17 protein-coding genes and 3 pseudogenes are annotated in these 24867 nt (G+C 68.3%); 15 read left to right on the forward strand and 5 right to left on the reverse strand.

Features of this window, described 5'->3' with window-relative positions:
- Positions 1-120: 120 nt before the first annotated feature.
- The 9 genes and pseudogenes from AC1EJR_RS01090 to rfbA form a co-directional block, all read left to right on the forward strand.
- Positions 121-717 (forward strand): annotated as a pseudogene (locus AC1EJR_RS01090) (sugar transferase); the annotation flags it as partial.
- Positions 718-771: 54 nt separating this feature from the next.
- Positions 772-3027, forward strand: coding sequence for a GNVR domain-containing protein (locus tag AC1EJR_RS01095; protein WP_477146817.1), 2256 nt, complete (start codon positions 772-774; stop codon positions 3025-3027).
- Positions 3024-4034: a glycosyltransferase gene (locus AC1EJR_RS01100; RefSeq protein ID WP_092293852.1), complete on the forward strand. Its 1011-nt coding sequence runs from the start codon at positions 3024-3026 to the stop codon at positions 4032-4034. The genes AC1EJR_RS01095 and AC1EJR_RS01100 overlap by 4 nt, the downstream gene beginning before the upstream one ends.
- 22 nt (positions 4035-4056) lie before the next feature.
- Positions 4057-5070: pseudogene (locus AC1EJR_RS01105) on the forward strand (glycosyltransferase family A protein); the annotation flags it as partial.
- Positions 5071-5676: 606 nt separating this feature from the next.
- Positions 5677-6207 (forward strand): annotated as a pseudogene (locus AC1EJR_RS01110) (glycosyltransferase family 4 protein); the annotation flags it as partial.
- Positions 6204-7472: a glycosyltransferase family 4 protein gene (locus AC1EJR_RS01115; protein ID WP_441644571.1), complete on the forward strand. Its 1269-nt coding sequence runs from the start codon at positions 6204-6206 to the stop codon at positions 7470-7472. The pseudogene AC1EJR_RS01110 and the gene AC1EJR_RS01115, both read left to right, overlap by 4 nt.
- A gap of 6 nt (positions 7473-7478) precedes the next feature.
- The gene (locus tag AC1EJR_RS01120; protein ID WP_477146818.1) at positions 7479-8753 is read left to right on the forward strand and encodes an oligosaccharide repeat unit polymerase; all 1275 of its coding nucleotides are present in this window, start codon (positions 7479-7481) and stop codon (positions 8751-8753) included.
- Positions 8754-8765: 12 nt separating this feature from the next.
- Positions 8766-10061: an oligosaccharide flippase family protein gene (locus AC1EJR_RS01125; protein ID WP_477146819.1), complete on the forward strand. Its 1296-nt coding sequence runs from the start codon at positions 8766-8768 to the stop codon at positions 10059-10061.
- A 36-nt stretch (positions 10062-10097) separates the two neighbouring features.
- On the forward strand, positions 10098-10985 hold the full coding sequence (gene rfbA / locus AC1EJR_RS01130; RefSeq protein ID WP_092293846.1) for a glucose-1-phosphate thymidylyltransferase RfbA: 888 nt from the start codon (positions 10098-10100) through the stop codon (positions 10983-10985).
- Positions 10986-11007: 22 nt separating this feature from the next.
- Here the strand turns inward: rfbA and AC1EJR_RS01135 are convergent, their stop codons facing one another.
- The 3 genes from AC1EJR_RS01135 to AC1EJR_RS01145 form a co-directional block, all read right to left on the reverse strand.
- Entirely contained in the window at positions 11008-12258 is a 1251-nt protein-coding gene (locus AC1EJR_RS01135; RefSeq protein ID WP_441591275.1) for a right-handed parallel beta-helix repeat-containing protein, read from the reverse strand.
- Positions 12259-12469: 211 nt separating this feature from the next.
- Positions 12470-15514 carry an FAD-binding and (Fe-S)-binding domain-containing protein gene (locus AC1EJR_RS01140; protein ID WP_477146820.1) on the reverse strand — a complete coding sequence of 1015 codons (3045 nt, stop codon included), beginning with the start codon at positions 15512-15514 and terminating at the stop codon, positions 12470-12472.
- Positions 15515-15612: 98 nt separating this feature from the next.
- A complete protein-coding gene (locus AC1EJR_RS01145; protein WP_477146821.1) occupies positions 15613-16305 on the reverse strand; it encodes a GntR family transcriptional regulator in 693 nt (230 codons plus the stop codon).
- Positions 16306-16555: 250 nt separating this feature from the next.
- Here AC1EJR_RS01145 and AC1EJR_RS01150 point away from each other — a divergent pair, with 250 nt between their 5' ends.
- From AC1EJR_RS01150 to AC1EJR_RS01165, 4 genes are all read left to right on the forward strand, one after another.
- The gene (locus AC1EJR_RS01150; protein ID WP_092293838.1) at positions 16556-17761 is read left to right on the forward strand and encodes a pyridoxal-phosphate-dependent aminotransferase family protein; all 1206 of its coding nucleotides are present in this window, start codon (positions 16556-16558) and stop codon (positions 17759-17761) included.
- 115 nt (positions 17762-17876) lie between these two features.
- Positions 17877-18890: a Bug family tripartite tricarboxylate transporter substrate binding protein gene (locus AC1EJR_RS01155; RefSeq protein WP_477146822.1), complete on the forward strand. Its 1014-nt coding sequence runs from the start codon at positions 17877-17879 to the stop codon at positions 18888-18890.
- A gap of 269 nt (positions 18891-19159) precedes the next feature.
- The gene (locus AC1EJR_RS01160; protein ID WP_092293834.1) at positions 19160-19666 is read left to right on the forward strand and encodes a tripartite tricarboxylate transporter TctB family protein; all 507 of its coding nucleotides are present in this window, start codon (positions 19160-19162) and stop codon (positions 19664-19666) included.
- Between the two features lie 10 nt (positions 19667-19676).
- The gene (locus tag AC1EJR_RS01165; protein ID WP_092293832.1) at positions 19677-21185 is read left to right on the forward strand and encodes a tripartite tricarboxylate transporter permease; all 1509 of its coding nucleotides are present in this window, start codon (positions 19677-19679) and stop codon (positions 21183-21185) included.
- Between the two features lie 13 nt (positions 21186-21198).
- On the opposite strand, the gene trhA is transcribed toward AC1EJR_RS01165, so the two are convergent.
- Together trhA and AC1EJR_RS01175 are read right to left on the reverse strand one after the other, a co-directional pair.
- Positions 21199-21816, reverse strand: coding sequence for a PAQR family membrane homeostasis protein TrhA (trhA, locus tag AC1EJR_RS01170; RefSeq protein ID WP_092293830.1), 618 nt, complete (start codon positions 21814-21816; stop codon positions 21199-21201).
- A gap of 147 nt (positions 21817-21963) precedes the next feature.
- The gene (locus AC1EJR_RS01175; protein ID WP_477146823.1) at positions 21964-22662 is read right to left on the reverse strand and encodes a dienelactone hydrolase family protein; all 699 of its coding nucleotides are present in this window, start codon (positions 22660-22662) and stop codon (positions 21964-21966) included.
- 193 nt (positions 22663-22855) lie between these two features.
- On the opposite strand from AC1EJR_RS01175, the gene AC1EJR_RS01180 reads away from it, so the two are divergent.
- Positions 22856-23683, forward strand: coding sequence for an alpha/beta fold hydrolase (locus tag AC1EJR_RS01180; protein ID WP_092293826.1), 828 nt, complete (start codon positions 22856-22858; stop codon positions 23681-23683).
- 185 nt (positions 23684-23868) lie between these two features.
- Positions 23869-24867, forward strand: a complete 999-nt coding sequence (locus AC1EJR_RS01185) for a Bug family tripartite tricarboxylate transporter substrate binding protein (RefSeq protein ID WP_477113156.1) — start codon at positions 23869-23871, stop codon at positions 24865-24867.

Genomic DNA, 24867 nt, shown 5'->3' on the forward strand with positions numbered 1-24867 from the left:
GGCGCGGGCAGTGCCGGGAGGACGGGCGAGTTGCCCGGCGCCATGGCGACCTTTGTGCCGCCCGCGCTCGATGGCCCGGCGGACATGTCGATGCGGCTGCCGCCCGCGCTGGGGCTGGGCGTCAAGCGCGCCTTCGACGCGGCGGCCGCGCTCACCCTGTTGCTGCTGCTCTCGCCGCTGATGCTGACGGTGGCGCTGATCGTGATGAAGGATGGCGGCCCCTGCCTGTTCGGCCATACGCGCATCGGCGCCAACGGCCGCAAGTTCAAGTGCCTGAAGTTCCGTTCGATGGTGATGAACGCCGACGTGGTGCTGAAGGAGCTGCTGGCCTCGGACCCCGTGGCGCGTGCCGAGTGGGAGCGCGATTTCAAGCTGCGAGACGACGTGCGCATTACCCGGCTGGGCCGCTTTATCCGCCGCACCAGCATCGACGAACTGCCGCAGCTATGGAACGTGGTGCGCGGGGACATGAGCCTGGTCGGCCCGCGCCCCGTGGTGGAGAAGGAGCTGGAGCGCTACGGCGACGCAGCGGCCTACTACCTGCGCGTGCTGCCCGGCATCACCGGCCCGTGGCAGGTCAGCGGTCGCAACGAGACCGACTACGGCACGCGCATTTCGCTCGACGTGGCCTACGTGCGCAACTGGACGTTCGTGGGGGACATCGTGATTCTGTTCAAGACCGTCGGAGTCGTCCTGCATGGCCGTGGCGCGTACTGACATACACAAAAACGACCCTCGCCCGCGCGKGCGGGGGCGATACGGGAGAACGGCATGAATTCGCCTCAGATCTTTCACGCAGGCCACGACATGCCGGGGCGGCACTTTGCCCGCTCGATGAACATCCGCACGACGATCCTGGCCTCGCGCTGGCTGATCGCCGGCACCACCGCGCTGTGCCTGCTCGGGGGCGTGGCCTACGCGCTGTTTACCCGGCCGGTGTACCGCTCGGACCTGTTGATCCAGGTGGAGCCGAGCGCCTCCGAGTCGCGCTCCCCCTCCGGCGACGTGCGGCCGATGCAGGAGCTGAAGCCGGACACCACCTCGGAAATCCAGGTGCTGAACTCGCGCATGGTCGTGTCGCGGGCGGTGGAGACGCTGAAGCTGTATATCGATGCCGCGCCGCGCTACGTGCCGGTGATCGGCTGGTGGCTGGCCGCGCGCACGGACGGGCTGTCCCAGCCGCTGCCGGGTGGCTACGTGCATGGCGCGGAGCGCATCGACGTGGCCCGCTTCGATGTGCCGGCCGGCTGGCAGGGCAAGACCTTCGTGATGACGCTGGGGAGGAACGGGTCCTACGTGCTCACGCTGTCGCAGATGTGGGGCGAGCCGCTGCTGACGCTGCGCGGCAAGGTCGGCGTGCCGCTGCACGCGGACACCGCGCGCGGGCCGGTGGACCTGCTGGTGAAGACCGCCGACGGGGAGCCCGGCGCCACCTTCACGATCAAGCGCTACTCGGAGATCGCCACCACGGAATGGCTGCAACGCTCGCTGTCGATCTCGGAGCGCGGCAAGCAGTCGAGCATCATCGGCGTGGCGCTCGATAGCGTCGATCCGGTGCGCGCCAGCCAGATCCTGAACGTGGTGGGTACCGAGTATGTCGAGCAGAACGTGCGGCGGCGCTCCGAAGAGGCGGACAAGTCGATCCGCTTCCTGGACGAGCAGCTGCCGCAGCTCAAGCAGCAGGTGGAGGAATCGGAGAGCGCCTACAACGCCTATCGGGCCAAGGAAGGTGCCGTGGATACCAGCGAGGAGGCGCGCACGCTGCTGGAGCAGGCCGTCACCATGGAAACCCGCCAGCTCGACCTGAAGGAGAAGCGCCGGGAACTGATCACGCGCTATACGGACGAGCACCGCTACGTGCGCGCGCTGGACGCCCAGCTGCAGGAGGGTGCCGCCGCGCTGGCGATCAACCAGGCGCGCACGCGCAACCTGCCGCTGATCGAGCAGACGCTGTTGCAGCGCCAGCGCAAGATGAAGGTGGACACCGAGCTGTACACCAATCGCCTGAACGCCCGTCAGCAACTGGCGCTGGTGCGCGCCGGCAAGGTGGCGAACGTGCGGCTGATCGACCCCGCCACGCCGCCCGAGACGCCGTTCATGCCGCGCCGGGGCGTGGCCGTGGGTGGCTCGCTGCTGGCGGGCCTGTTMGCCGGGCTGGTGCTGGCCACGTTCCGGCGCCGCATGGCCGGCGCCGTGCAGGACCGCGAGGAGATCGAGATCGCCACGGGCCTGCCCGTGTACGCCACCGTGCCGCGCAGCCGGCTGACCAGCGAGACCAAGCCCGGCCGGGCCAACTGGCCGCTCCGGCTGGCCAGCCCGGCGGAGCGCGCCGTGCTGCCCGATGCCGCCATCGAAAGCCTGCGCACCATCCGCACCACGCTGCACTTCGCCCTGAGCGAAGCGCCCAACCGCGTGGTGCTGATTACCGGGCCGACCGCCGGCATCGGCAAGTCCTTCGTCGCCGCCAACCTGGCGACGCTGGCGGGGGCCTCCAAGCGCCGCGTGCTGCTGATCGACGCGGACCTGCGCAACGGCGCGCTGCACCGGCGCTTTCACGTCGACCGGGGGCCCGGCCTGTCCGAGGTGGTGGCCGGCACGCACCGGCTGGAGGACGTGGTGCGACGCGATGTCTCATACGGGCTGGACCTGCTGTCCACCGGCCTGCACATGGCGGGACCGAGCGAGCTGCTGCTCCAGCCGGAGCTGGCCGCGCTGATCGAGCGCGTGGCGGCCCAGTACGACATGGTGGTGCTGGACGGCCCGCCGCTGCTGCCCGTGGCGGACGCGCTGGTGCTGGGCCGCTTGGCCGGCACCGTGCTGATGGTGGCGCGCCACCGCGTGACCACGGTCGACCAGATCGACGAAAGCACGCGCCGGCTGGCCCAGGCCAATGTCGCCGTGCAGGGCGTGATCTTCAACGACTTCACCGGCACCCTGCATCGCTACAGCTATGCCTATGGCACCAACGCAGAGCCCCAAGCGCCCCGCCCGGCCACGCCGGGCTCCTCCCCAAGCGAGCCGTCATGACTTTCTCCCACAACAAGCGCATCACACTGGTCACTGTCACCTACGGGGACCGGCTCCACTACTGCGTGGAACTGCTGCGCCGCGCCTTCGACGAAGAGGGCGTGCGGCACGCCGTGGTGGTCAGCAACAACTCGGCATCGGACCTGAGCCTGCTCGAAGCGCGCTGGGGGCGCCGCATCACCGTGGTGCACCTGCCGACCAACACCGGCTCGGCCAATGGCTACGCGGTCGGCATCGAGACCGCGCTGCGCGGCGATACCGACTACCTCTGGCTGATGGATGACGACAACGCCCCATGCCCCGGCGCGCTGGGCGTGCTCTGCCATCAGCTGGACGTGCTGACCCGCGAAACCGGCCGGGGCCGCGCGGCGGTGCTCGGCTTCCGGCCCGACCATCAGGGCGACATCGCCATGGGCGTGCCGGGCGCGCTGGCCTCGCCGCCGCGTTCGAGCTACTTCGGCTTCCACGTCGCCCGCATTCCCTACAAGATCTGGCGCCGCACGCCGTGGGGAAAACCGCGTCCGCGCGCGCTGCCTGCGGTGGTGTCGATGCCGTTCGCGCCGTATGGCGGCTTCCTGGCTCACCGGGACGTCTACACCGACCTCGGCCTGCCGGACCCGAATCTGGTGCTCTACGCGGACGACATCGAATACACCTGGCGGCTGACCGCCCGGGGCGGGCGCATCGCGCTGGTCACCGGCGCGCAGCTGGAGGATCTGGAGGGCTCCTGGAACGTCAAGCGCAACTGGAAGAACCACTTCGAGTGCCTGCTGCTGAGCGGCTCGGACTTCCGCGCGTACTACAGCAGCCGCAACCAGGCGTGGTTCGACAAGAACTACTGGTCCACGTCCGGTTTCACCTATCGGCTGAACCGGCTGGTGTTCCTGATCCTGCTGCGGTTCTACGGCAAGCGCCGCAGCGCGGCGGCGCGCCTCAGCCTGCTCGAACGCGCCATTGCCGATGGCGAGGCGAACCGCCTGGGCTTTCATGCCGATTATTCCCTGTAGTCGCTCCCCCACCGAGACCCCCATGCCGTCCCACCCGGAATCCGCGAGCCTGACCATCGTCATCTGCAACTACAACTACGCGCGGTTTCTGAGGGGGGCGATCGACTCGGCGCTGGCCCAGACCCAGACCGCGCCGGCGGTGAAGGTCATGGTCATCGACGATGGCTCGACGGACGGCTCGCGCGAGATCCTGCCCGGCTACGGCGACCGCATCGAGGCCATCTGCCAGGCGAACGGCGGACAGGTCTCGGCCTACAACCACGCGCTGCGCCGCGTGACCACGCCCTACGTGATCTTTCTCGACGCCGACGATCTGCTGGAGCCGGACGCTGCCGCGACGGTGCTGGCCGCCTTCGCCGCCGGCGACTACGCCAAGGTGCAGTTCCGGCTGGAAGTGATGACCGGCGATGGCACGCTGACCGGCGTGCAGGTGCCGCAATCGAACGCCGTGACCGACTGTGGCGCGCTGCTGCGGCAGGGCTGGCTCTACCCGTCGCCGCCGGGTTCCGGCAACGCCTATCGCGTGGAAGCTCTGCGCCGCATCTTTCCTGTGCCGGTGACCGCCGACAACATCCACGGCGCCGATTTCTATGCGATCTATGGCACCGCGCTGGTCGGCGACGTGTTCGCCATCGATCGGCCGCTTGGCCGCTACCGGGTGCACCGGCAGGACAACGGCGGGCTGTCGCTGGCCAATGCGGAAGACGCGCTGGCGGGCGCCCGGCAGTCCACCCGGCGCTGGGTGCTGCTGCGCGAGATTGCGCGCCAGCGGCTCGGCATCACGCTGCCGGCCGCGCCGCTCGACTTCGCGCTGGAGAAGGCGCTGTTCGCCACCGCGCTGTACGGGGCGCCGCTCGGGCAGCGCTGGCGCTGGTTCCTGCGCGAGTCCGGCCGCTACTTCCACACCGTCACCGCGAACCCGTACTGGAGCCTGCGCAAGAAGGTGGCGGTGTCCGGCCTGACGGCGCTCGCGCTGGTGCCGGTGGCGGCGGTTGGCGACCGCGCGATCCGCTATATCGCCAACCCGCTCGTGCGCAGCGGGGCGCCGGTGCGGCCGGTGGCGCCAGCGGGCGGTGACCCGACCATCGTGTCGATCAATGGCCGCTATCTGGGCCGGCGCCCGACCGGGGTGGACCGCTTTGCGAACGAGGTGATCCGCAGCATCGACGAACTGGTCGCCACGCAGGCACCCGCCGTGGCGGGGCTGTCGTTCGAGTTGCTGATCCCGCCGTCGGTGCAGGTCGAGCCGGAACGCTTTCCCAACCTCCGCATCCGCACCGTGCCGGGCGGCAACGGCCAGTACTGGGAGCAGGTCTGCCTGCCGCTGGCGGCGCGCGGCACCTTGCTGCTGAACCTGTGCAACGCCGGACCGCTGCTCTATCGGAATCAGGTGACGGTCATGCACGACGCCGCGCCGATGCGCGTGCCGCAGGCGTACACGCGGGCCTTCCGGGCCTGGTATCGGATGATGGCGCCGTGGATCGGCCGCATCGCCCGGCGCGTGCTGACGGTGTCCGAGTTCTCGCGCGGCGAGCTGATCCAGGCGTATCACATCCCGGGCCGCAAGATCGGCGTGCTGCCGATGAGCGGCGACCACATGCTGCGGCTGCCGGAGGAGGCGGACGTCCGCGAGAAGTTCCACCTGTCTGGCCGGCCGTACATCCTCGCCGTCAGCAGTGCCAGCCATCACAAGAATTTCCGGCTCGTGGTGGAGGCCATCGAGCTGCTCAAGGCCACCGACTACGACGTGGTGATCGTCGGCGGCGGCATGCCGATGCTGAAGGCGGTGCAACAGGTGTCGCCAGACTTCGTGAAACGGGTGGGCTATGTCGACGATGGCGATCTCAAGGCCCTGTTCCGCCAGGCCGCCTGCTTCGTGTTTCCGTCGCTGTACGAGGGCTTCGGGCTGCCGCCGGTGGAGGCGATGACGCTGGGCTGCCCGGTCATCGCGTCCAACCTGCCCTCGGTGCGCGAGGCCTGCGGCGATGCGGCGATCTACTTCCGCCCGACCAGTGCGGCGGAGTGCGGCGAAGCCATGATGCACGTGATGCACGACAGCGCCCTGCGTGACCGCCTGCGCACGCAGGGCTTCGCCAACGTGCAGCGCCGCTCGTGGCGCCTGACCGCCGACCGGCTTCTCACCGAGATTTCCCCATGGCTGCCCCAGCGATGACCCCCGCCCCGAATTTCGCCCCGAATTTCGTCCCGACTCCCTTTCCCGGCGAGTTCGGCAGGGTGGCCGTGGTGCACGACTGGCTGACCACCTATGCCGGCTCCGAGCGCGTGCTGGAGCAGATTCTCAAGATCTGGCCCGACGCCGACCTGTTCAGCGTGGTCGATTTCTTCCCGGACGACCAGCGCCACGTGCTGCAGGGCAAGCACGCCAAGACGTCGTTCATCCAGCGCCTGCCGCGCGCCCGGAAGTCGTTCCGCAACTACCTGCCGCTGATGCCGCTGGCAGTGGAACAGTTCGACCTCTCCGACTACGACCTCGTGATCTCGTCCAGCCATGCCGTGGCGAAGGGGGTCATCACCGGGCCGGAGCAACTCCACGTCAGCTACATCCATTCGCCGATCCGCTATGCGTGGGACCTCCAGCACCAGTACCTCGACGAATCGCGCCTGACGCGCGGGCTCAAGAGCTGGATCGCGCGGGCCATCCTCCATTACATGCGGATCTGGGACCATCGCACCGCCCATGGCGTGGACCTGCTCGTGGCCAACTCGGCCTACGTGGCGCGGCGCATCCGCAAGGTCTACGGCTGCCCGGCCACGGTGGTGTTCCCGCCGGTCGATGTGGAGCGTTTCGGCCTCGGCCAGTGCCGCGAGGACTTCTACCTGACCGCTTCCCGGTTGGTGCCGTACAAGAAGGTCGCGCTGATCGTGGAAGCCTTCGCGGCCATGCCGGACAAGCGGTTGGTCGTGATTGGCGATGGGCCGGACTTCGCGCGCATCCAGGCCATGTTGCCCCCCAACGTGAAGATGCTGGGCTACCAGTCGACCGAGATATTGATCGACCACATGCAGCGCGCACGCGCCTTCGTGTTCGCCGCCGAGGAGGATTTCGGCATTGTGGCCGTGGAGGCGCAGGCTTGCGGCACGCCGGTGATCGCGCTGGGGCGGGGCGGTGCCAGCGAGACGGTGGTCGACGCCGGCAACGCCGGCACCCGCACCGGCGTGTTCTTCCCGCGCCAGACCGTGGAGGACATCGTGCGCGCGGTCTGCCGCTTCGAGGACAGCGGCTGGTTCGACCCGGCCGTCTGCCGTGAGAACGCGCTGCGCTTCACGCCGGAGCGTTTCCGCAGCGAGTTCCTGGCCGTGGTGCGGCAGGCCATGGCCGGGCAGGGCGGCCGGCCCCGCACCGCGTCGCCCGAGCCGGAACCCCCGGCGCCCACGGAACCGTTCCACACCGATGACCTCGCGGTCGTCCCCAGATAGATGCCGATGCCCCATCCGACCCCGCCCCGCGACTTCCATGACGGCTACTGGTGGGAAGACCCCACCCGGCTGCTGCTGTATTTCATCCTGCCGCTCTATGTGCTGATCTCGGTGTCGCTGCTGGGCGACCAGAAGGCCATCGAGCGGGTCTATTTCACCAGCTTCTACGCGCTGGCCGGCGGGCTGTTCCTGGTGGTGCTGACGGTGGCGTCCTACGCGGGCGATTCGCTGTCCCCGCTGGCGCCCCGGCCGCGCGCCGAGATGCCCGTGCACATCCTCGACGCGCTGTTCTGGCTCGCCCTGATCKGCTATCTGGTGATGATGGGCGGCGTGATTGCCCGGCCCGCCGTGCTGATCTCCTTCCTGACCGGCTCCGCCAGCACCTACGACGTCCTCGAACTGAAGGGCCGCATCGCCGGCATCAGCACGCTCACGCAGGCCGGCGTGGCCTATGTGCCGCTCTACTTCTACATCTTCCGCCAGCCGGTGCGCGGCCTGAACCGCTACAAGGTCTTCCTGGCCGTGCTGCTGGTGCTGACGGTGCTGCGCAGCTTCATCTTCGCCGAGCGGCTGGCGCTGGTAGAACTGGTGCTGCCGTGGGTGCTGATGGTGATGCGGTTCCGCAACGTGCCCCGGCGCAACTGGCTGCTGCGGCTCGGGCCGTTCGCGGCCATCGGCCCGCTGATCGGCTTCTTTATCGCCAACGAGTACAACCGGTCGTGGGAGACGCACTACGTCAATCTCTACGACAACATCTTCGAGTTCGCGCTGGAACGGCTCGGCATGTACTACTCCACCTCGCTGAACAACGGCGCCGGGCTGCTGGCGATCATGGGCTGGGGCGCCGGCGACGCGGTGTTCACCTTCGACTGGCTGGTCAAGTTCCCGGTGGTGGGCGAGTTCATGCGCCCGCTGGTCGGCAATGGCGACAGCTACACGATGTTCCTGAGCGACTTCGGCGACCCGGAGTTCAACAATCCGTCCGGTATCTACGTGCACTTCCACGAGTGGGGATGGTTCGCGCTGCTGCTGGCGGCGGGCATGGGCTGGCTGCTGTCCCGCAGCTACGCGGGCTGGCGCGCGGGCGATGGCTTCTGGTGCTGCGCGCACGCTGTGCTGCTGGTGTCGCTGCTGGAGATCCTGCGCGTGCCCAACCTGTTCAGCGGGCGCAACTTCGTGCCGCTGGCGCTGCTGTGGCTGATCTTCCAGATGGCCGGCCAGCCGGTGCGACGACGGTTGCCGCCGGTGCCGCGTGGTGTGATCCGTCCCGGTCCCCGCTGACGCTACGCCGCCATGCCGACCTCCATCCGCGCCACCGCGACCTATCTCCTGCTGATCCAGGCCGGCAACTACCTGTTCCCGCTGCTCCTGCTGCCGCTGCTCGGAAGGGTGCTCGGGGTGAAGGAGTTCGGCGTGCTGGCCTACTGTCAGGCGCTGGCGCAGTACCTGATCCTGCTGACCGACTACGGCCACAATCTCACCGCCACGCGGCTGGTGTCGCTGGGGCGGGACGACCGCACGGTGGTCGACCGCGTGTTCTCGGCCACGATGGCCGCCAAGCTGACCCTGACGCTGGCCGCCGMGCTGCTGATGGCCGGCACGCTCGGGCTGGTGCCGAGCCTGCGCGAGCACTGGACCATCCTMGCGGCGGCCTTCGTCGGCGTGGTGGCCAACGCCTTCACGCCGATCTGGCTGTACCAGGGGCTGGAGCGCATGAAGGTGCTGGTGGTGCCGAATTGCATCGCCCGCGCGGTCAGCCTGGGGTGCGTGCTGATGTGGGTGCGCGGGCCGGGGGACGCCGCACTGGCGGCACTGGGCATTAGCGTTGGCACGGTGCTGCTGGCGGTGGCGGCGCTGTGGGGCATCCACCGGCAGCGGCTGGCGTCGCTGGTGGCCGTGTCGGTGCGCGAGGTGGCCATCTCGTTCCGCGAAGGCTTCCCGGTGTTTCTCTCGCTGGTGCTGGTGAGCTTCTACGTCACCTTCAACGCCATCCTGCTCAACTACTTCCACGGGCCGGTGGCGGTGGGGCAGTTCTCCATGGCGGACAAGATCCGCGTGGCGGCCCAGACCATCTTCACGGTGGTGGGCACGGCCTTCTTCCCGCGCATCAGCCAGTACAACGTCACGGACCCGGAGGCGGCGCGCGCCCTGCTGCGCAAGGCGACGCTGGCGGTGTTTGCCTGCGCCGGCGCGCTGGCCATCGGCATCGAGCTGTTTGCCGATGTCGGCATCCGCATGTGGCTGGGCGAGCCGTTCCACGACGCCATCCTGCTGCTGCGCCTGGAGGGCGTGCTGCTGCCGGTGACCAGCGTGGCCTTCGTCTTCGGCAACCTGGGCCTGCTGGCGCTGGGCCGCCACCGGCTGGTGCAGAACATCTACGCCGCCGTGACCGTGCTCCACCTGCTCTACGTGGTGCCGCTGGTGATGCTGATGGGCGCCCGGGGCACGGTGATCTCGATCATCCTGACCGAGGTGTTCGGCGCGCTGGCCTTCTTCATCTGCTACCGGCGCGAGGCGACTGCCCGCGCCACGGCCCGGGGCGTGGACCCTGTGGCGCCCATTCCCGCACCGCTTGAAAGAGCGACCTGAACAGACTTCACCACCATCGACCTGGGAGATTCAGACATGAACCGCAAAGGCATCATCCTGGCCGGTGGGTCCGGCACGCGGCTGTACCCGATCACGCAGTGCGTGTCCAAGCAACTGCTGCCGGTCTATGACAAGCCGATGATCTACTACCCGCTCTCCACGCTGATGACGGCGGGCATCCGCGAGATCCTGGTCATCTCCACGCCGCAGGACCTGCCGCGCTTCGCCACCATGCTGGGCGACGGCAGCCAGTGGGGGCTGGACATCCAGTACGCGGAGCAGCCCTCGCCGGACGGGCTGGCGCAGGCCTTCATCATTGGCCGGGACTTCGTCGGCAAGCACCCTTCGGCGCTGATCCTCGGGGACAACATCTTCCACGGCAACGACCTCGCCCGGCTGCTGGCGCGCACCAACCGGCGCGAGGAAGGCGCCACCGTGTTCGCCTATCACGTGGACGACCCGGAGCGCTACGGCGTGGTGGAGTTCGACGAGGACTTCCGCGCGCTGTCGATCGAGGAAAAGCCGGCCGTCCCGCGCTCCAGCTACGCGGTGACCGGGCTGTACTTCTATGACAACGCGGTGTGCGACATCGCGGCGGACATCCGGCCCTCGGCGCGCGGCGAGCTGGAGATCACCGATGTCAACTCGCGCTACCTGGAAGCCGGGAAGCTCGCCGTGGACATCATGGGGCGCGGCTACGCGTGGCTGGACACCGGCACGCACGACTCGCTGGTGGAGGCGGCGCTGCTGGTCTCGACGCTTCAGAAGCGGCAGGGCCTGATGGTGGCCTGCCCGGAGGAAATCGCCTACCGGCGCCGCTGGATCGATGCCGAGCAGCTCGGCCGGCTGGCCAAGCCGCTGGGCAAGAGCCACTATGGCAAGTACCTCCAACGGCTGATCGCCGAGACGCCGCGCGTGCGGTGAGTCCGCTACGTCCGAGGAGGGCTCATTGCTGCCGCAGCGCCGTGCGCACCTGCGGCATCCGGGTCCGGTCCGCGCCCGACACCTGCGGCGCGCCGGTCCCGTTGCAGCCGGTCAGGGCGATGCCAGTGCCGTCCAGCGTGTTGCCGTCGCAGGTCCAGGCGTCCGTCGGGCAGTTGCGCACCTGGAGGGACAGCGCCGCGCCGCCAATCGTCACGAACCGGTTGCGCGAGACCCGCACGTTGCAGACATTGCCGACCGCCCGGAAGCCATCGTAAGTGGCGCGCGTGACCTGGTTGCCCGCCACCAGCACCCGCGCGACGCTGCCCGTCCCCGTATTGATGTCGATGGCCGCATGGCCCGCCGCCAGCCGGTTGTTGCCCGGCTGCGTGGCGTTCTCGATATCCGAGATCATGTTGTCCGTCACCTGCACATTGGTCACGCCTGCCGTGCGGTAGCCGTCCTCCTGCGCGATGAGCACCGCCGCCGCCTTCTGCACCCCTTCGATCCAGTTGTTGGCCAGGGTCACGTCGGTGCCGCCGACGATGGACGCACCGCGCCCCCAGGCGTTGCCGGCCAGGTAGTTGGCGCTGACGAGGATATTCTGGTTGATCGTGCCGTCGCGCTGGTAGCTGACGATGCCGATCATGTCGTCGCCGGTGGCGGTGACGGAGTTGTCCTGCACGAGCACGTCGCGCGAGCCGCCGGTGATGTGGATGCCATCGGCCAGCGTGCCGTTGACCTTGTTGCCGACCAGCGCGATGCTGTTGCCGCGCGAGACGAAGATGCCGGCGCTCGCCCCGCCACGGATGGTGACGTCGAGCACCTGGATGCCGTAGCCGTCCACGGAGACCTTGGCGGAGGTGGACGATTCGAGCCGCTGCGTGCCGGTGCCGACCAGCGTGACGCCGACCAGCGTGGCGTTGCGGCCGGTGATCTCCACCGCCTGCGCGTCCGGGCTGGTGGCGGTGAGCGTGGCGCCGTAGCCGGACACCACGACCTGCTCGCCACGGATGGCCAGCACGTTCCCCACGCGATAGTTGCCCGGCGCCAGCACGAGGCGCTGGCCCGGCTGCAGGCTATCCAGGGCCGCCTGCAGGGCAGCGGCCTGGTCGGCCCCGCCGGCTATCGGCTGGACCGCCACATCGGTTGTGGCGCCGACCGCGTCGATCGAGCCGCCCGGCGCCTTGCGGCTGCCAAGCCACAGCACGAGCGCCGCCAGCGCCACCGCTGTCAGTACGCTGGCCGCAGCGCCCTTGCGCTGGCGCCCCGTCATGTCGCCCGGCCTGCCGGGGCATCAGGCGAGACCTCCAACTCGATTGCGATAGTGCCCATGGCTTTGGTTCTCCGTCCACTCTCCGTCCAGACCGCTGGTTCGCCGTTGCATCATAGGCGCTGCGCTGGCCCGGGCCGGCCGCTTTGTCCGCCAGGACCGGGAACTTGGCGGATTTGGACGGAGAATCTGTTGCGTGGGCGTTGGGTGTGCGCTATCCGGCTGCCGTTGCCGCCGTCGCCATGGCCCGCTCCAGCACCCGCGCCACGTGCAGCGCCTCCCGGCCTGCACCATCGTGGATCTGATGTCGGCAACTCGTCCCATCGGCCACCACGAGAGTGTCGCCATCGGCCTTGCGCACCGCCGGCAGCAGCGACAGCTCGGCCATCTTCATCGAGGCCTCGTGATGCTCGGCCTCGTAGCCGAAGCTGCCGGCCATGCCGCAGCACGACGACTCCACCAGCTCGGTCTTCAAGCCCGGAATCCAGCCGAGCACCTGTTCCACGGGGCGTACGGCATCGAACGCCTTCTGGTGGCAGTGGCCGTGCAGCAGGGCCCGGGCCGTGCCGATGGGCTGGAGCGATGGGGCGAAGCGGCCGGCGGCGTGCTCGCGGACCAGGAATTCCTCGAACAGGAACGCGTTGTCCGCCAGTTGGCGCGCGGCGTCACCGTAGCCGTACTGGAGGAATTCGTCGCGCATCGACAGTAAACAAGACGGTTCGAKCCCCACCACGGCCACGCCGCGCGCGACGAAGGGCAGCAGCGCGTCGAGCGCGCGGCGTGCCTCGGCCTTGGCTTCATCGACCAGACCTGCCGCCAGGAAGGTCCGGCCACAGCACAGCGGGCGCTCGCCCGGCACCGCCGACAGGTGCACGGTGTAGCCGGCCCCTTCGAGCACGCGCTGGGCCGCGCGGGCGTTCTCAGGCTCCATATGGTTGTTGAAGGTATCGACGAACAGCACCACCTCCTTGCCGCCCGCCGCCTTCGGCGTGTAGTCGCCCCCAAGGAAAGCCGCCTGCCAGCGCGGCAGCGAGCGCCGGGCGGACAGGCCGAACAGGCGCTCGCTCAGCGCCGGCAGTCCCGGCACGCGGTMACGCAGGTTGAACAGCCACGGCAGGCGGCTGGCCAGCCCGGCGTAGCGCGGCAGGAAGGCGACCATGCGGTCGCGCGCGCGCAGCTTGCCGGCCTTGGCGTGGGCGGCGCGGACTTCGATCTTCATCTTGGCCATGTCGATGCCGGTGGGGCAGTCGCGCTTGCAGCCCTTGCAGGAGACGCACAGGTCGAGGGCCTCCTTGACCGCTGGCTCCAGCAGCCCCTCCGGGCCGAGCTGGCCAGACAGCGCCAGCCGCAGCGTGTTGGCGCGGCCACGGGTCAGGTGCTGCTCGTCTCGCGTGACGCGGTAGCTCGGGCACATCGTGCCGGCGTCGAACTTGCGGCAGTGGCCGTTGTTGTTGCACATCTCCACGGCCGCCGCCAGCCCGCGCGCGGGGTCCAGCCCGGTGCCGGGCGTGCTCTCGGCCTCGGTCACCGGGTCGCGCGTGACATTCCACGCCGACCAGTCGAGCGCCGGCGTGATCGGCTTGACCGTATAGCTGGGCGGGAAGCGGAACAGCGCGGTGTCGTCCATCTTCGGCGTGCCGACGATCTTGCCGGGGTTGCAGCGGTTTTCGGGGTCGAACAGCGCCTTGACCTCGGCGAAGGCCTGGTTCAGCGCGGGGCCGAACTGCCACGCCACCCATTCGCCCCGGCAGATGCCGTCGCCATGCTCGCCCGAATAGGCGCCCTTGTATTCGCGGACCATCGCGGCGGCTTCCTCGGCAATCGCCCGCATCTTGGTGGCGCCGTCGCGGCGCATGTCTAGGATGGGGCGCACATGCAGCGTGCCGACGCTGGCGTGGGCGTACCACGTGCCGCGCGTGCCGTGCTTGTGGAAGACCTCGGTCAGCCGGGAKGTGTACGCGGCCAGATGCTCCAGCGGCACTGCGCAGTCCTCGATGAASGACACCGGCTTGCCGTCGCCCTTCATGCTCATCATGATGTTCAGGCCGGCCTTGCGCACTTCCCACAGCGCCTTTTGCGGGCCGGCATCCGGCATCTCCACCACCGAGCCGGGCAGCCCCAGGTCGGCCATCAGCTCCACCAGCCGGGCCAGGCCGCGCACCGTGGTCTCGCGGTCTTCGCCAGCGAATTCCACCAGCAGGATGGCCTCGGGCTCGCCCACCAGCGCGCGCTCGATCACCGGGCGGAAGGCCGGGTTGTGGCGCGCGAGGTCGATCATGGTCCGGTCGACCAGCTCCACCGCCGCCGGCTGCAGGCCGACGATATGGCGGGTGAGTTCCATCGACTGGTAGAAGGTCGGGAAATTCACCACGCCGAGCGTCTTGTGCGTGGGCAGCGGCGCCAGTTGCAGCGTCAGGTGCCGGAAATAGGCCAGCGTGCCCTCCGAGCCGACCAGCAGGTGGGCGAGGTTGACGCTGCCGTCGGCAGTGTAGGGGCGTTCGTTCTGGGGATGGAACAGGTCGAGGTTGTAGCCGCCCACGCGCCGCAGTACGTGCGGGTACATCTCGGCGATGGCGTCGCGCTCCCGCTCGGCGATGCGCCGCACGCCATCGGCGATGGCGCGGTGCGGGGCGCCGTCCGCCGGCCAGCCGACGTCGAAGCGCACGTCCTCGCCGCCGGCCAGGATCGCCTGGATGCCCAGCACGTTGTGCACCATGTTGCCGTACTGGATCGAGCGTGACCCGCACGAGTTGTTGCCGGCCATGCCGCCGATCGTGCATTGCGCCGCCGTGGAGACGTCCACCGGGAACCAGAGCCCGTGCGGCTTGAGCCAGGCGTTGAGGTGGTCGAGCACGATGCCGGGCTGCACGGTCACCGTGCGCGCCACCGGGTCGAAGTCGATCACCTGGTTCAGGAACTTGCTGTTGTCGATGACCAGCGCCTCGCCCACGGTTTGGCCGCACTGGCTGGTGCCGCCGCCACGCGGCAGCAGGGGCGCCTTGAAGTCGCGGGCGATGTCCAGCGCCAGCCGGGCGTCGGCTTCGTCGCGCGGCACGACTACGCCAATCGGCATGACCTGATAGATCGAGGCGTCTGTGGCGTAGCGGCCACGGCTGGCGGTGTCGAACAGCACGTCGCCGCGCAGCTCGGCGGCGAGCCGCCGGTACAGCGGCGACTGCGTGGCGGGTGACGATGCGGCGCCGGGCATGAAGCGCAGCGGCTGCACGCCGGGCGGCGTGGGGGTGGTAGGCAGGGCCATGAGCGGGGATGTCTCCGTGTGCATGCACTGGAGACGCCGTCGCCCTGGCCCGTGGCGCGCCGGCCTGCCGTCCGGAGACGGCGCGGCGCGCGCGGGGGTCAGGCGGCGGCGTCCTGTGCGCGTTCTAGTTCGGCGATCAGCGCGTCGTGCTTGTGTTGCAGGTGCGCGCGCAGGATGTCTCGCAGGGCGGCGCCGTCGCGCTTCGCCAGGGCATCGAGCATGGCGCCGTGCTCGCGCACGGCCAGATCCCATTTGTCCTGGTCGAAGTTGGAGCGGAAGCGCAGCGCCTGGATACGCAGGTTGATGCGTCGATAGGTCTCCTCGAGGATCGGATTGCGCGCCGCGGCGTTGATGGCGTCGTGGATGCGCCGGTTCAGCGCGTAGTAATTAGGGAGGTCCCGGCGCGCGTGGCACGCCAGCATCTCGTAGTGCATGGCACGGATCTCGACCAGCTCGGCGTCGGTGATGCGCTGGCAGGCCAGCTCGCCGCTGGTGGCTTCCAGCGCGCCMATCATCTCGAACAGGTGGTCGATCGCTTCCTTGGACAGCACCACCACCTCGGCGCCCCGGTTTGGCAGCAGAGTGACCAGACCGTCACCCGCGAGCACCTTGAAGGCTTCCCGCAGCGGCGTGCGCGAAACCTGGAGCAGGTCGCACAGCACGCGCTCATTGAGCCGGGTGCCCGGCGCCAGCTCGCCTTCCATGATCATGGTGCGCAGGCGCTGGGCCACCGCCACATGCAGGATCTGGCGGTCTACGGCTTGCGAGGGAGTGGTCGGATTGGCGGTCATCAGGGATCGTGTGGCTTGACAGTATTGTATTCAAAACCTACTCTGGGGCAAGCACGAACTGCATTCCGGTGTCGTTGGCCACGCCCGGAACAGCGCGACGAACGGTCTGAAATCCTGATAAGTACTGATTTATAAGGACTTTTTGCGGAATGCGAGGCGCTTGCGCCGGGCAACATTATCCCGCATGCCGGGCGCGCAGTGCATCCCCGATTTTTGAATACAAAATTCAAACCGAAGAACACGAGGCGACATGATCCGACTGAACTCCCATCCCAGCGGCCGGCACTTCCTGCAGATCCCGGGTCCGACCAACGTGCCCGACCGCGTGCTGCGCGCAATGGACTACCCGACCATCGACCACCGCGGCCCCGAGTTCCAGCAACTCGGCAAGAAGGTGCTGGCGGACATCCGCAAGATCTTCCAGACCGCCCAGCCGGTTGTGATCTATCCGGCATCCGGTACGGGCGCATGGGAAGCGGCGCTGGTGAATACGCTCTCCGCCGGCGACCGCGTGCTGATGTTCGAGACCGGCCACTTCGCCTCGCTGTGGAAGAAGATGGCCGACAAGCTCGGCCTGAATCCGGAATTCCTGGTGGGCGACTGGCGCCACGGCGTGGACGCCGCCGCCATCGGCGCGCGGCTGGCCGAGGACCGCAGCCACGAGATCAAGGCGGTCTGCGTGGTCCATAACGAGACCTCCACCGGCGTGACCTCCGACATCGCCGCCGTGCGCCGTGCGATCGATGCGGCCGGCCACCCCGCGCTGCTGCTGGTGGACACCATCTCCTCGCTGGGCTCGATCGACTATCGCCACGACGAGTGGGGCGTGGACGTGACCGTCTCCGGCTCGCAGAAGGGGCTGATGCTGCCGCCGGGCCTGTCGTTCAACGCGGTCAGCGCCAAGGCCGTGGCGGCGTCGGCCAGGTCCAAGCTGCCGAAGGCGTTCTGGGGCTGGGAAGAGATCATCGAAGCCAACAAGAATGGCTTCTGGCCGTACACCCCGGCCACGAACCTGCTCTACGGGCTGTCCGAGGCGTGCGACATGCTCCAGGAAGAGGGCCTGCAGAACGTGTTCGCGCGCCATCGCCGCCATGCCGAGGCCACGCGCGCCTGCGTGAACGCCTGGGGGCTGGAGATCCTGTGCCAGAACCCGGCCGAGTACAGCCCGGCGCTGACCGCCGTGGTCATGCCGGACGGCCACAACGCCGACGCGCTGCGCAAGGTGGTGCTGGAGAACTTCAATATGTCGCTGGGGCAGGGGCTGTCCAAGCTCTCCGGCAAGGTCTTCCGCATCGGCCATCTGGGCGATTTCAACGACCTGACGCTGATGGGCACCCTCGCCGGCGTGGAGATGGGTCTGGCGCTGGCCGGCGTGCCGCACCATGCGGGCGGCGTGCTGGCGGCGATGGAAAGCCTGCGCGCGGCCGCGCTGAAGCCGGCGCTGCGCGCCGCCTGATCCGGTCACCATCGACGTAGAAGAAAAAGACGGACCGCCCGGGATTCCCGGGACGGCCCGGCCGTACCGCCGATGCGCCAGCAGAGCGCACGGATCACACCAAAGGAGACAGACCATGACGTTGCGTTCCCCCGCACGCGCCGCCGCGCGTGCTTCGCTGCTCGGTATTGCCCTCAGTGTTTCATTTGCCGCTCCCGCGTTTGCCTGGGAGCCCACCAAGCCCGTCGAAATCGTGGTGCCGTTCAGTGCCGGCGGCGCCTCCGACCAGATGGCGCGCTCGATCCAGGGCATCATCGCCAAGCACAAGCTGATGGGCCAGCCGGTCATCGTGGTGAACAAGGCTGGCGCCAGCGGCGCCGAGGGCCTGATGGACACCAAGGCGTCCAAGGGCGACCCGCACAAGCTGCTGGTGACCTCGTCCGCGCTCTATACCGTGCCGATGGTCAGCCAGTTGCCGTTCAACTGGCGCGATCTGACCCCGGTGGCCATGGTGGCGATGGACGAATTCGTGCTGTGGACCAACGCCGAAGCGCCCTACAAGACCCCGACCGACTACATCGCCGAAGCCAAGAAGCAGCCCGGCAAGCTCAAGATGGGCGGCACCAGTTCCAAGCGCGAGGACCAGATCATCACCGCGCAGATGGAGCGCAAGGCCGGCGTGCGCTTCATCTACATCCCGTACAAGGGCGGCGGCGAGGCCGCTACGCAGCTTTCGGGCAAGCACATCGACTCCAACGTGAACAACCMGTCCGAATCGATCGGCCAGTGGCGCGCCGGCGAGCACCGCGCGCTGTGCGTGTTCGCGCCGTCGCGCATGCAGTACACGGGCAAGGTGACGGCCACGCAGAGCTGGGGCGATATCCCCACGTGCAAGGAAGCCGGGCTGGACGTGCAATACCAGATGCTGCGCGTGTTCATGCTGCCGGGCGGCGTCACGCCGGACCAGCAGAAGTACTACGTCGAGCTGATGCAGAAGGTGGCCGCCACGCCCGAGTGGAACGAGTACCTCGAAAAGAACGCGCTCAAGAACGAGTTCCTGACCGGCACCAAGCTGACCGAGTTCCTCCAGGCGGACGAGACCCGCCACAAGGACATCATCAAGGAAGCGGGCTTCGTGGCAGCACGGTGATGGTTTGCTCCCCTCTCCCGCGAGAAAGTGCGGTTCGGGGGGGCGGGTTGCTCCCCTCTCCCGCTTGCGGGAGAGGGGCCGGGGGAGAGGGGCGGCGCTGGCCGGAGCTGTAGCGCTGGAGCGCACCGACGGCTTCATCGATTGTGGCTCGGTGCTAGACCACCCCTCTCCCCGGCCCTCTCCCACTGAGGGGAGAGGGAGAAACCGCGGCACGGAATGATCCACTTGGGCGTCGCTGGTGGCGTCGCCCTTTCAATTGGGAGGTTCTAATGAGCGAGCATACCGACGCCACGGCCGCGCCGGCGGCCATCACGGTGCGCACGGCGGAGATCGCCGTGGCGCTGCTGATCGCCGCCGGCGCGGTCGTAGTCATGGTCAGCAATTATCAGATCGGCGCGGGCTGGGCGCCGGACGGCCCGCAGGCCGGCTACTTCCCGCTGCGCATCGGGGCCATCATCTTCGTGGCCTGCCTGGCCGTGTTGTGGCAGGCGTGGCGCACCGCGTCCGACGCCACCTTCGTCACCTGGCCGCAGCTGCGCCAGGTGGCGGTGATCCTGGTGCCGCTGACGATCTACATCGCGCTGATCAAGTTCCTCGGCATCTATGTGGCCAGCGCCATCTTCATCGCCGGCTTCATGCGGGTCATCGGCAAGTTTGCCTGGTGGCGTGCCGTGCTGACCGGCGTTGCCATCAACGCCGCGCTGTTCTGGATCTTCGAGATGCAGTTCCGCGTGCCACTGCCGAAGGGCCCGCTCGAAGCGGCGTTCGGTTTCTGAGGGGGCGGGCGTGGAAGAACTCAATTCACTGATGGGCGGCTTCGCGGTCGCCATGTCGTGGCACAACGTCGGGCTGATGCTGGTCGGCATCCTGCTCGGCATCGTCGTGGGCGTGCTGCCCGGGCTGGGCGGCCCCAACGGCGTGGCCATCCTGCTGCCGCTGACGTTTTCGATGGAGCCGACCTCGGCCATCATCATGCTGTCCTGCATCTACTGGGGCGCGCTGTTCGGCGGGGCGATCACCTCGATCCTGTTCAACATCCCCGGCGAAGCCTGGTCCGTGGCGACCACCTTCGACGGCTACCCGATGGCCCAGCAGGGCGAGGCCGGGCGAGCGCTGACCTCGGCCTTCACGGGCTCGTTCCTCGGCGCGCTGGCGGGTGTGCTGTTGATCACATTCCTGGCGCCGCTGGTGGCCAAGTTCGCGCTGCGCTTCGGGCCGCCGGAATTCTTCGCGGTGTACTTCCTCACGTTCTGCAGCTTCGTCGGCATGGGCAAGGAAGCCAAGGCCAAGATCGTGATCGCGATGTGCATGGGCTTTGCGCTGGCGGCGGTGGGCATGGATACCGTCTCGGGCACGCTGCGCATGACCTTCGGCTCCACCGAGCTGCTGCGCGGGTTCGACTTCCTGGTCGCCGTGATCGGCCTGTTCGGCATCAGCGAGATCCTGATCACGATGGAGGAGGGCGTGGCCTTCCGCGGCAAGCGCGCCAGCATCGACCTCAAGGTGGTGCTCAAGACCTGGGCCGAGCTGCCGCGTTACTGGATGACGCTGATCCGCTCGTCGGTGATTGGCTGCTGGCTGGGCGTGACGCCGGGCGGCGCCACGGCGGCGTCATTCATGGGCTACGGCGTGGCCAAGCGCTTCTCGCGCAACCGCGAGAGCTTCGGGCGCGGCAATGTGGAAGGGGTGATCGCGCCGGAGTGCGCCGCGCACGCGGCTGGCACCAGCGCGCTGCTGCCGATGCTGGCGCTGGGCATTCCCGGCTCCGCCACGGCCGCCGTGCTGCTGGGCGGCCTGATGATCTGGGGCCTGCAGCCGGGGCCGCTGCTGTTCACCGAGCAGAAGACCTTCGTCTGGGGGCTGATCGCCAGCATGTACCTGGGCAACATCGCCGGGCTGATCGTGGTGCTTTCCACGGTGCCGCTGTTCGCCGCCATCCTGCGCATTCCGTTCGCGATCATCGCGCCGCTGATCCTCGTGGTGTGCGCCATCGGCGCCTTCACGGTGCACAACGCCATGTTCGACGTCTGGCTGATGCTGATTTTCGGCGTGATCGGCTACGTGCTGAAGAAGCTCGACTACCCGCTGGCGCCGCTGGTGCTGGCGCTGGTACTGGGCGACCGCGCCGAGGATTCGTTCCGGCAGACCATGCTGATGTCCCAGGGCCAGATGGACGTGTTCTGGTCCAACGGCCTGGTCGGCACGATCATGGCGCTGGCCGTGGCGGTGCTGGTGTGGCCGGTGATCGGCGGGCTGGTGGAAAAGGGCCGGCGCCGGAAGGTGCAGCCGACTTGATCGGCCAACATCGTCAGCCGACGTAGTAGAGGATGCTGACGAACTGGCAGAAGCTGCCCGCCAGGACGAAAAGGTGCCAGATGCCGTGGAAGTGGCGCACGCGTTCGTCGAACAGGAAGAAGCCGATGCCGGCGGTATAGGTGGCGCCGCCGGCCACCAGCCAGTACAGGCCGGCGCGCGGCAGGGCGGCGGTGAGCGGGTCGAACGCGAAGACTACCAGCCAGCCCATGATCACGTAGATCGACAGGGACAGGATGCGCGTGCGGTGGCCGATCCACAGTTCCTGGATGATGCCGATGACCGCGAGGCCCCAGTTGACGCCGAACAGCGTCCAGCCCCAGGGGCCGCGCAGCGTGACCAGCGCGAACGGTGTGTAGCTGCCGGCGATGAGCAGGTAGATGGCGCAGTAGTCGAGCCGGCGGAAGATGTCCTTCGCCGGGCCGCGGATGCTGTGGTAGACCGTGGAGATGGTGTAGAGCAGGACCAGCGTGGTGCCGTAGACCACCGAGCTGACCACCTTCCAGGCATCGTGGTGCAGGGCCGAGGAAGTGACGAGCACTGCCATGCCGGCGGCCGCCAGGACCGCCCCCGCGAGGTGGCTGTAGCCGTTGAACCGTTCGCCGCGATACATCCCCGAAGCTCCGTTTCCGCGTTGGACCAGCCGGCATTTTGGCATGGATCAAGCGGGGGGATGTTGCGTCGCCGCAAATCGGACTAGTACGAAACGCCCTTTTTTCTCCCCGCTCCGGCTGGCGGCTGCGGGGAGAAACCCATCCCGTTACTTCATCGCCTGGAAGAATTTCAGCGTCCGGGCGTTGGCCTCCTGTGCTGCATCCGCCACGTAATGCACGCCGTCATTGCGGGCGAAGGCATGCTGGCAGCCCGGGTAGGTGTGGATCTCCACGTGCGGGCTGTCTTCCAGCGTCTCGATGATCTTGGCGCGGGCCTCGGCCGGCACGAATTCGTCTTCCTCGGCGATATGCATCAGCAGCGGCTTGGCGATACGGGGCGCCTCGTCCAGGTGCTTGTCGATGCCGACGCCGTAGTACGACACCGCCGCATCGGCCCCGGTGCGCGCGGCCGTCAGGTAGGCCAGCAGCCCGCCCAGGCAGAAGCCGACCGTGCCCACGCCGCCGGTCACGCCCGGCTGCTGGCGCACGGCCTGGATGGCCGCGTCGATGTCCGCCACGCCCTTGTCCACGTTGAAGCCGTTGTACAACTCCAGCGCGCGCTTCCACTCGGCCTCGGTMTTGTCGGTCAGCTCGACATTGGGTTCCTGGCGCCAGTACAGGTCGGGGCAGATCGCCACGAAGCCTTCGCGCGCGAAGTTGTTGCAGGTCTCGCGCATGTCGGCGTTGATGCCGAAGATTTCCTGGATGACCACGATGGCCGTGCCGCGCGCGTTGGCGGCGTCCGGCGTGGCGAGGTAGGCGGCGAAACTGCCGTCCGGTACGGAAAGGGTGATGCGCTGGCCCATGGTTGTCTCCGGTGGTCGTGGGGGGATAGGTCCGCGAAGCTTAGCAAACGCTCATCGTTCATGTGGCGTGAAATGTTGTGAAGCGCGCGTCCCACGGCTTGCGTTTGCCGCCGCCATCGCCTTTGATGAAACGTTCCCGCCTGGCAGTTCACGCTCACCCCCCCTGTCCCACCCCCTTCAAGGAGCACGCATCATGGCTTTCGCAATCGCGCAGGACGGCACGGAGATCTATTACAAGGACTGGGGGCACGGCCGCCCCATCGTGTTCTCGCACGGCTGGCCGCTCTGCGGCGACGCCTGGGACGCCCAGATGCTGTTCTTCGTGCAGCAGGGCTTCCGCGTGATCGCCCATGACCGCCGGGGCCATGGCCGCTCCGGGCAGCCGTCCGGTGGCAACGACATGGACACCTATGCCGACGACCTGGCGGCCGTGCTGGAGAAGGCCGATGTCGGACAGGCCACGCTGGTCGGCCATTCCACGGGCGGCGGCGAGGTGGCGCACTACATCGGCCGCCACGGCACGCGGCGCGTGGCGCAGGCGGTGCTGATCGGGGCGGTGCCGCCGATCATGCTGAAGACCGCCGCCAACCCGGGCGGGCTGCCCATCGACGTGTTCGACGGCATCCGCAAGGGCGTGGCCGATAACCGCTCGCAGTTCTACAAGGACCTGGCGGTGCCGTTCCACGGGTACAACCGGGAGGGCGCCAAGCCGTCGCAGGGCACCATCGACAGTTTCTGGGCGCAGGGCATGGCGGGCGGCATCAAGGGCCAGTACGAGTGCATCAAGCAGTTCTCGGAGGTGGACTACACCGAGGACCTGAAGAAGTTCGACGTGCCCACGCTGATCCTGCACGGCGAGGACGACCAGATCGTGCCGATCGACGCCGCCGGGCGGCTGTCGGCCAAGATCGTCAAGGGGGCGGTGCTGAAGACGTATCCCGGCTTCTCGCACGGCATGTGCGTGGTCAATGCCGATGTGATCAACGCCGACCTGCTGGCCTTCGTCAAACAGTCGACCTGACCGCAGGCCCGGGGGGGCAGACCGGTCGAACCATAAGAATTTTTGCGTTCATCGGTCTGAAAAGCGCTTTTTTCTGCTTTCGACAGCCGCCAGACTGTCGGCAGCAGCGCGTCCCCCGCCGTATTGCCCGAGGCCTCGCCCCTCCGCGCTGTCCCCTACCTATATAAGAAGACACCGGAGACAACATGACCCCCACCTACCGCGCCGTCCGGCGCCGCCTGCTGCTGGCCGGCCTTGCCGCGCCGCTGGCCGTCTCGATGCGCAGCGCGCTGGCTGCGTGGCCGGACAAGCCGATCCGCCTGGTGGTGCCCTATCCGCCGGGTGGGGCGACCGATGTGATCGGCCGCATCATCGCCAGCAAGCTCACCGAGGCGCTGGGCCAGCAGGTGGTGGTGGACAACCGGGGCGGGGCAGGCGGCAATATCGGCGCCGAGGCCGTCGCCAAGGCCGCGCCCGATGGCTACACCCTGCTGATGGGCGCGCTGACCTCGCACTCGACCATGGCCACGCTCGAAAAGGGCCGGCTGCGCTACGATCTCGTGAAGGATTTCGCACCGGTGATGGTGGTGGGCTCGGTGCCGCTGGTGGTGGTGGTGAACCCCAAGCTGCCGGTGCACACGCTGCAGGAACTGATCCAGTACGGCAAGGCGCATCCGGGCAAGTTGAACTATGCGTCGTCGGGCGCCGGCGCGCCGCAGCGCATGGCCGCCGAGATCTTCCGCAAGGAGGCCGGGATCGACATGGTGCACGTGCCGTATAAGGGCAGCGGCCCGGCGATGACCGACCTCGTGGCGGGGCAGGTGAACATGATGGTGGAAACCGCGCCGGCCTCGCTGCCGTTCATCAAGTCCGGACAATTGCGCGCACTGGCCGTGGCCGCGCCGGCTCGCATCTCCATGCTGCCGGACGTGCCCTCGGCCACCGAGGCCGGCATGCCCGCGCTGGACGTCAGTTCCACGTTCGGCGTGCTGGCGCCCACCGGCACCCCGCCGGCCGTGATCGATCGGCTCAACGCCGCGCTGGCCAAGATGCTCGAGGCGCCGGACGTCAAGGAGCAGTTCCTGAAACAGGGCGTCTACGCGCTGGCGCCGACCTCCCCGGACAAGGCCGCCGACCGCCTGCGCACCGAGGTATCGCGCTGGGAGAAGGTGATTACCGATGCCCAGATCAAATCCGATGGTTGA

It is taken from the genome of Cupriavidus sp. 05T42 (genome assembly GCF_056396345.1).

What these genes read in the sequence shown, in the direction of transcription:
- rfbA (WP_092293846.1), top strand. Translation starts at nt 10,098, where the DNA reads ATGAACCGCAAAGGCATCATCCTGGCCGGTGGGTCCGGCACGCGGCTG.
- AC1EJR_RS01180 (WP_092293826.1), top strand. Translation starts at nt 22,856, where the DNA reads ATGGCTTTCGCAATCGCGCAGGACGGCACGGAGATCTATTACAAGGAC.
- AC1EJR_RS01115 (WP_441644571.1), top strand. Translation starts at nt 6,204, where the DNA reads ATGACCCCCGCCCCGAATTTCGCCCCGAATTTCGTCCCGACTCCCTTT.
- AC1EJR_RS01150 (WP_092293838.1), top strand. Translation starts at nt 16,556, where the DNA reads ATGATCCGACTGAACTCCCATCCCAGCGGCCGGCACTTCCTGCAGATC.
- AC1EJR_RS01160 (WP_092293834.1), top strand. Translation starts at nt 19,160, where the DNA reads ATGAGCGAGCATACCGACGCCACGGCCGCGCCGGCGGCCATCACGGTG.
- AC1EJR_RS01100 (WP_092293852.1), top strand. Translation starts at nt 3,024, where the DNA reads ATGACTTTCTCCCACAACAAGCGCATCACACTGGTCACTGTCACCTAC.
- trhA (WP_092293830.1), bottom strand. Translation starts at nt 21,816, where the DNA reads ATGTATCGCGGCGAACGGTTCAACGGCTACAGCCACCTCGCGGGGGCG.
- AC1EJR_RS01185 (WP_477113156.1), top strand. Translation starts at nt 23,869, where the DNA reads ATGACCCCCACCTACCGCGCCGTCCGGCGCCGCCTGCTGCTGGCCGGC.
- AC1EJR_RS01135 (WP_441591275.1), bottom strand. Translation starts at nt 12,258, where the DNA reads ATGACGGGGCGCCAGCGCAAGGGCGCTGCGGCCAGCGTACTGACAGCG.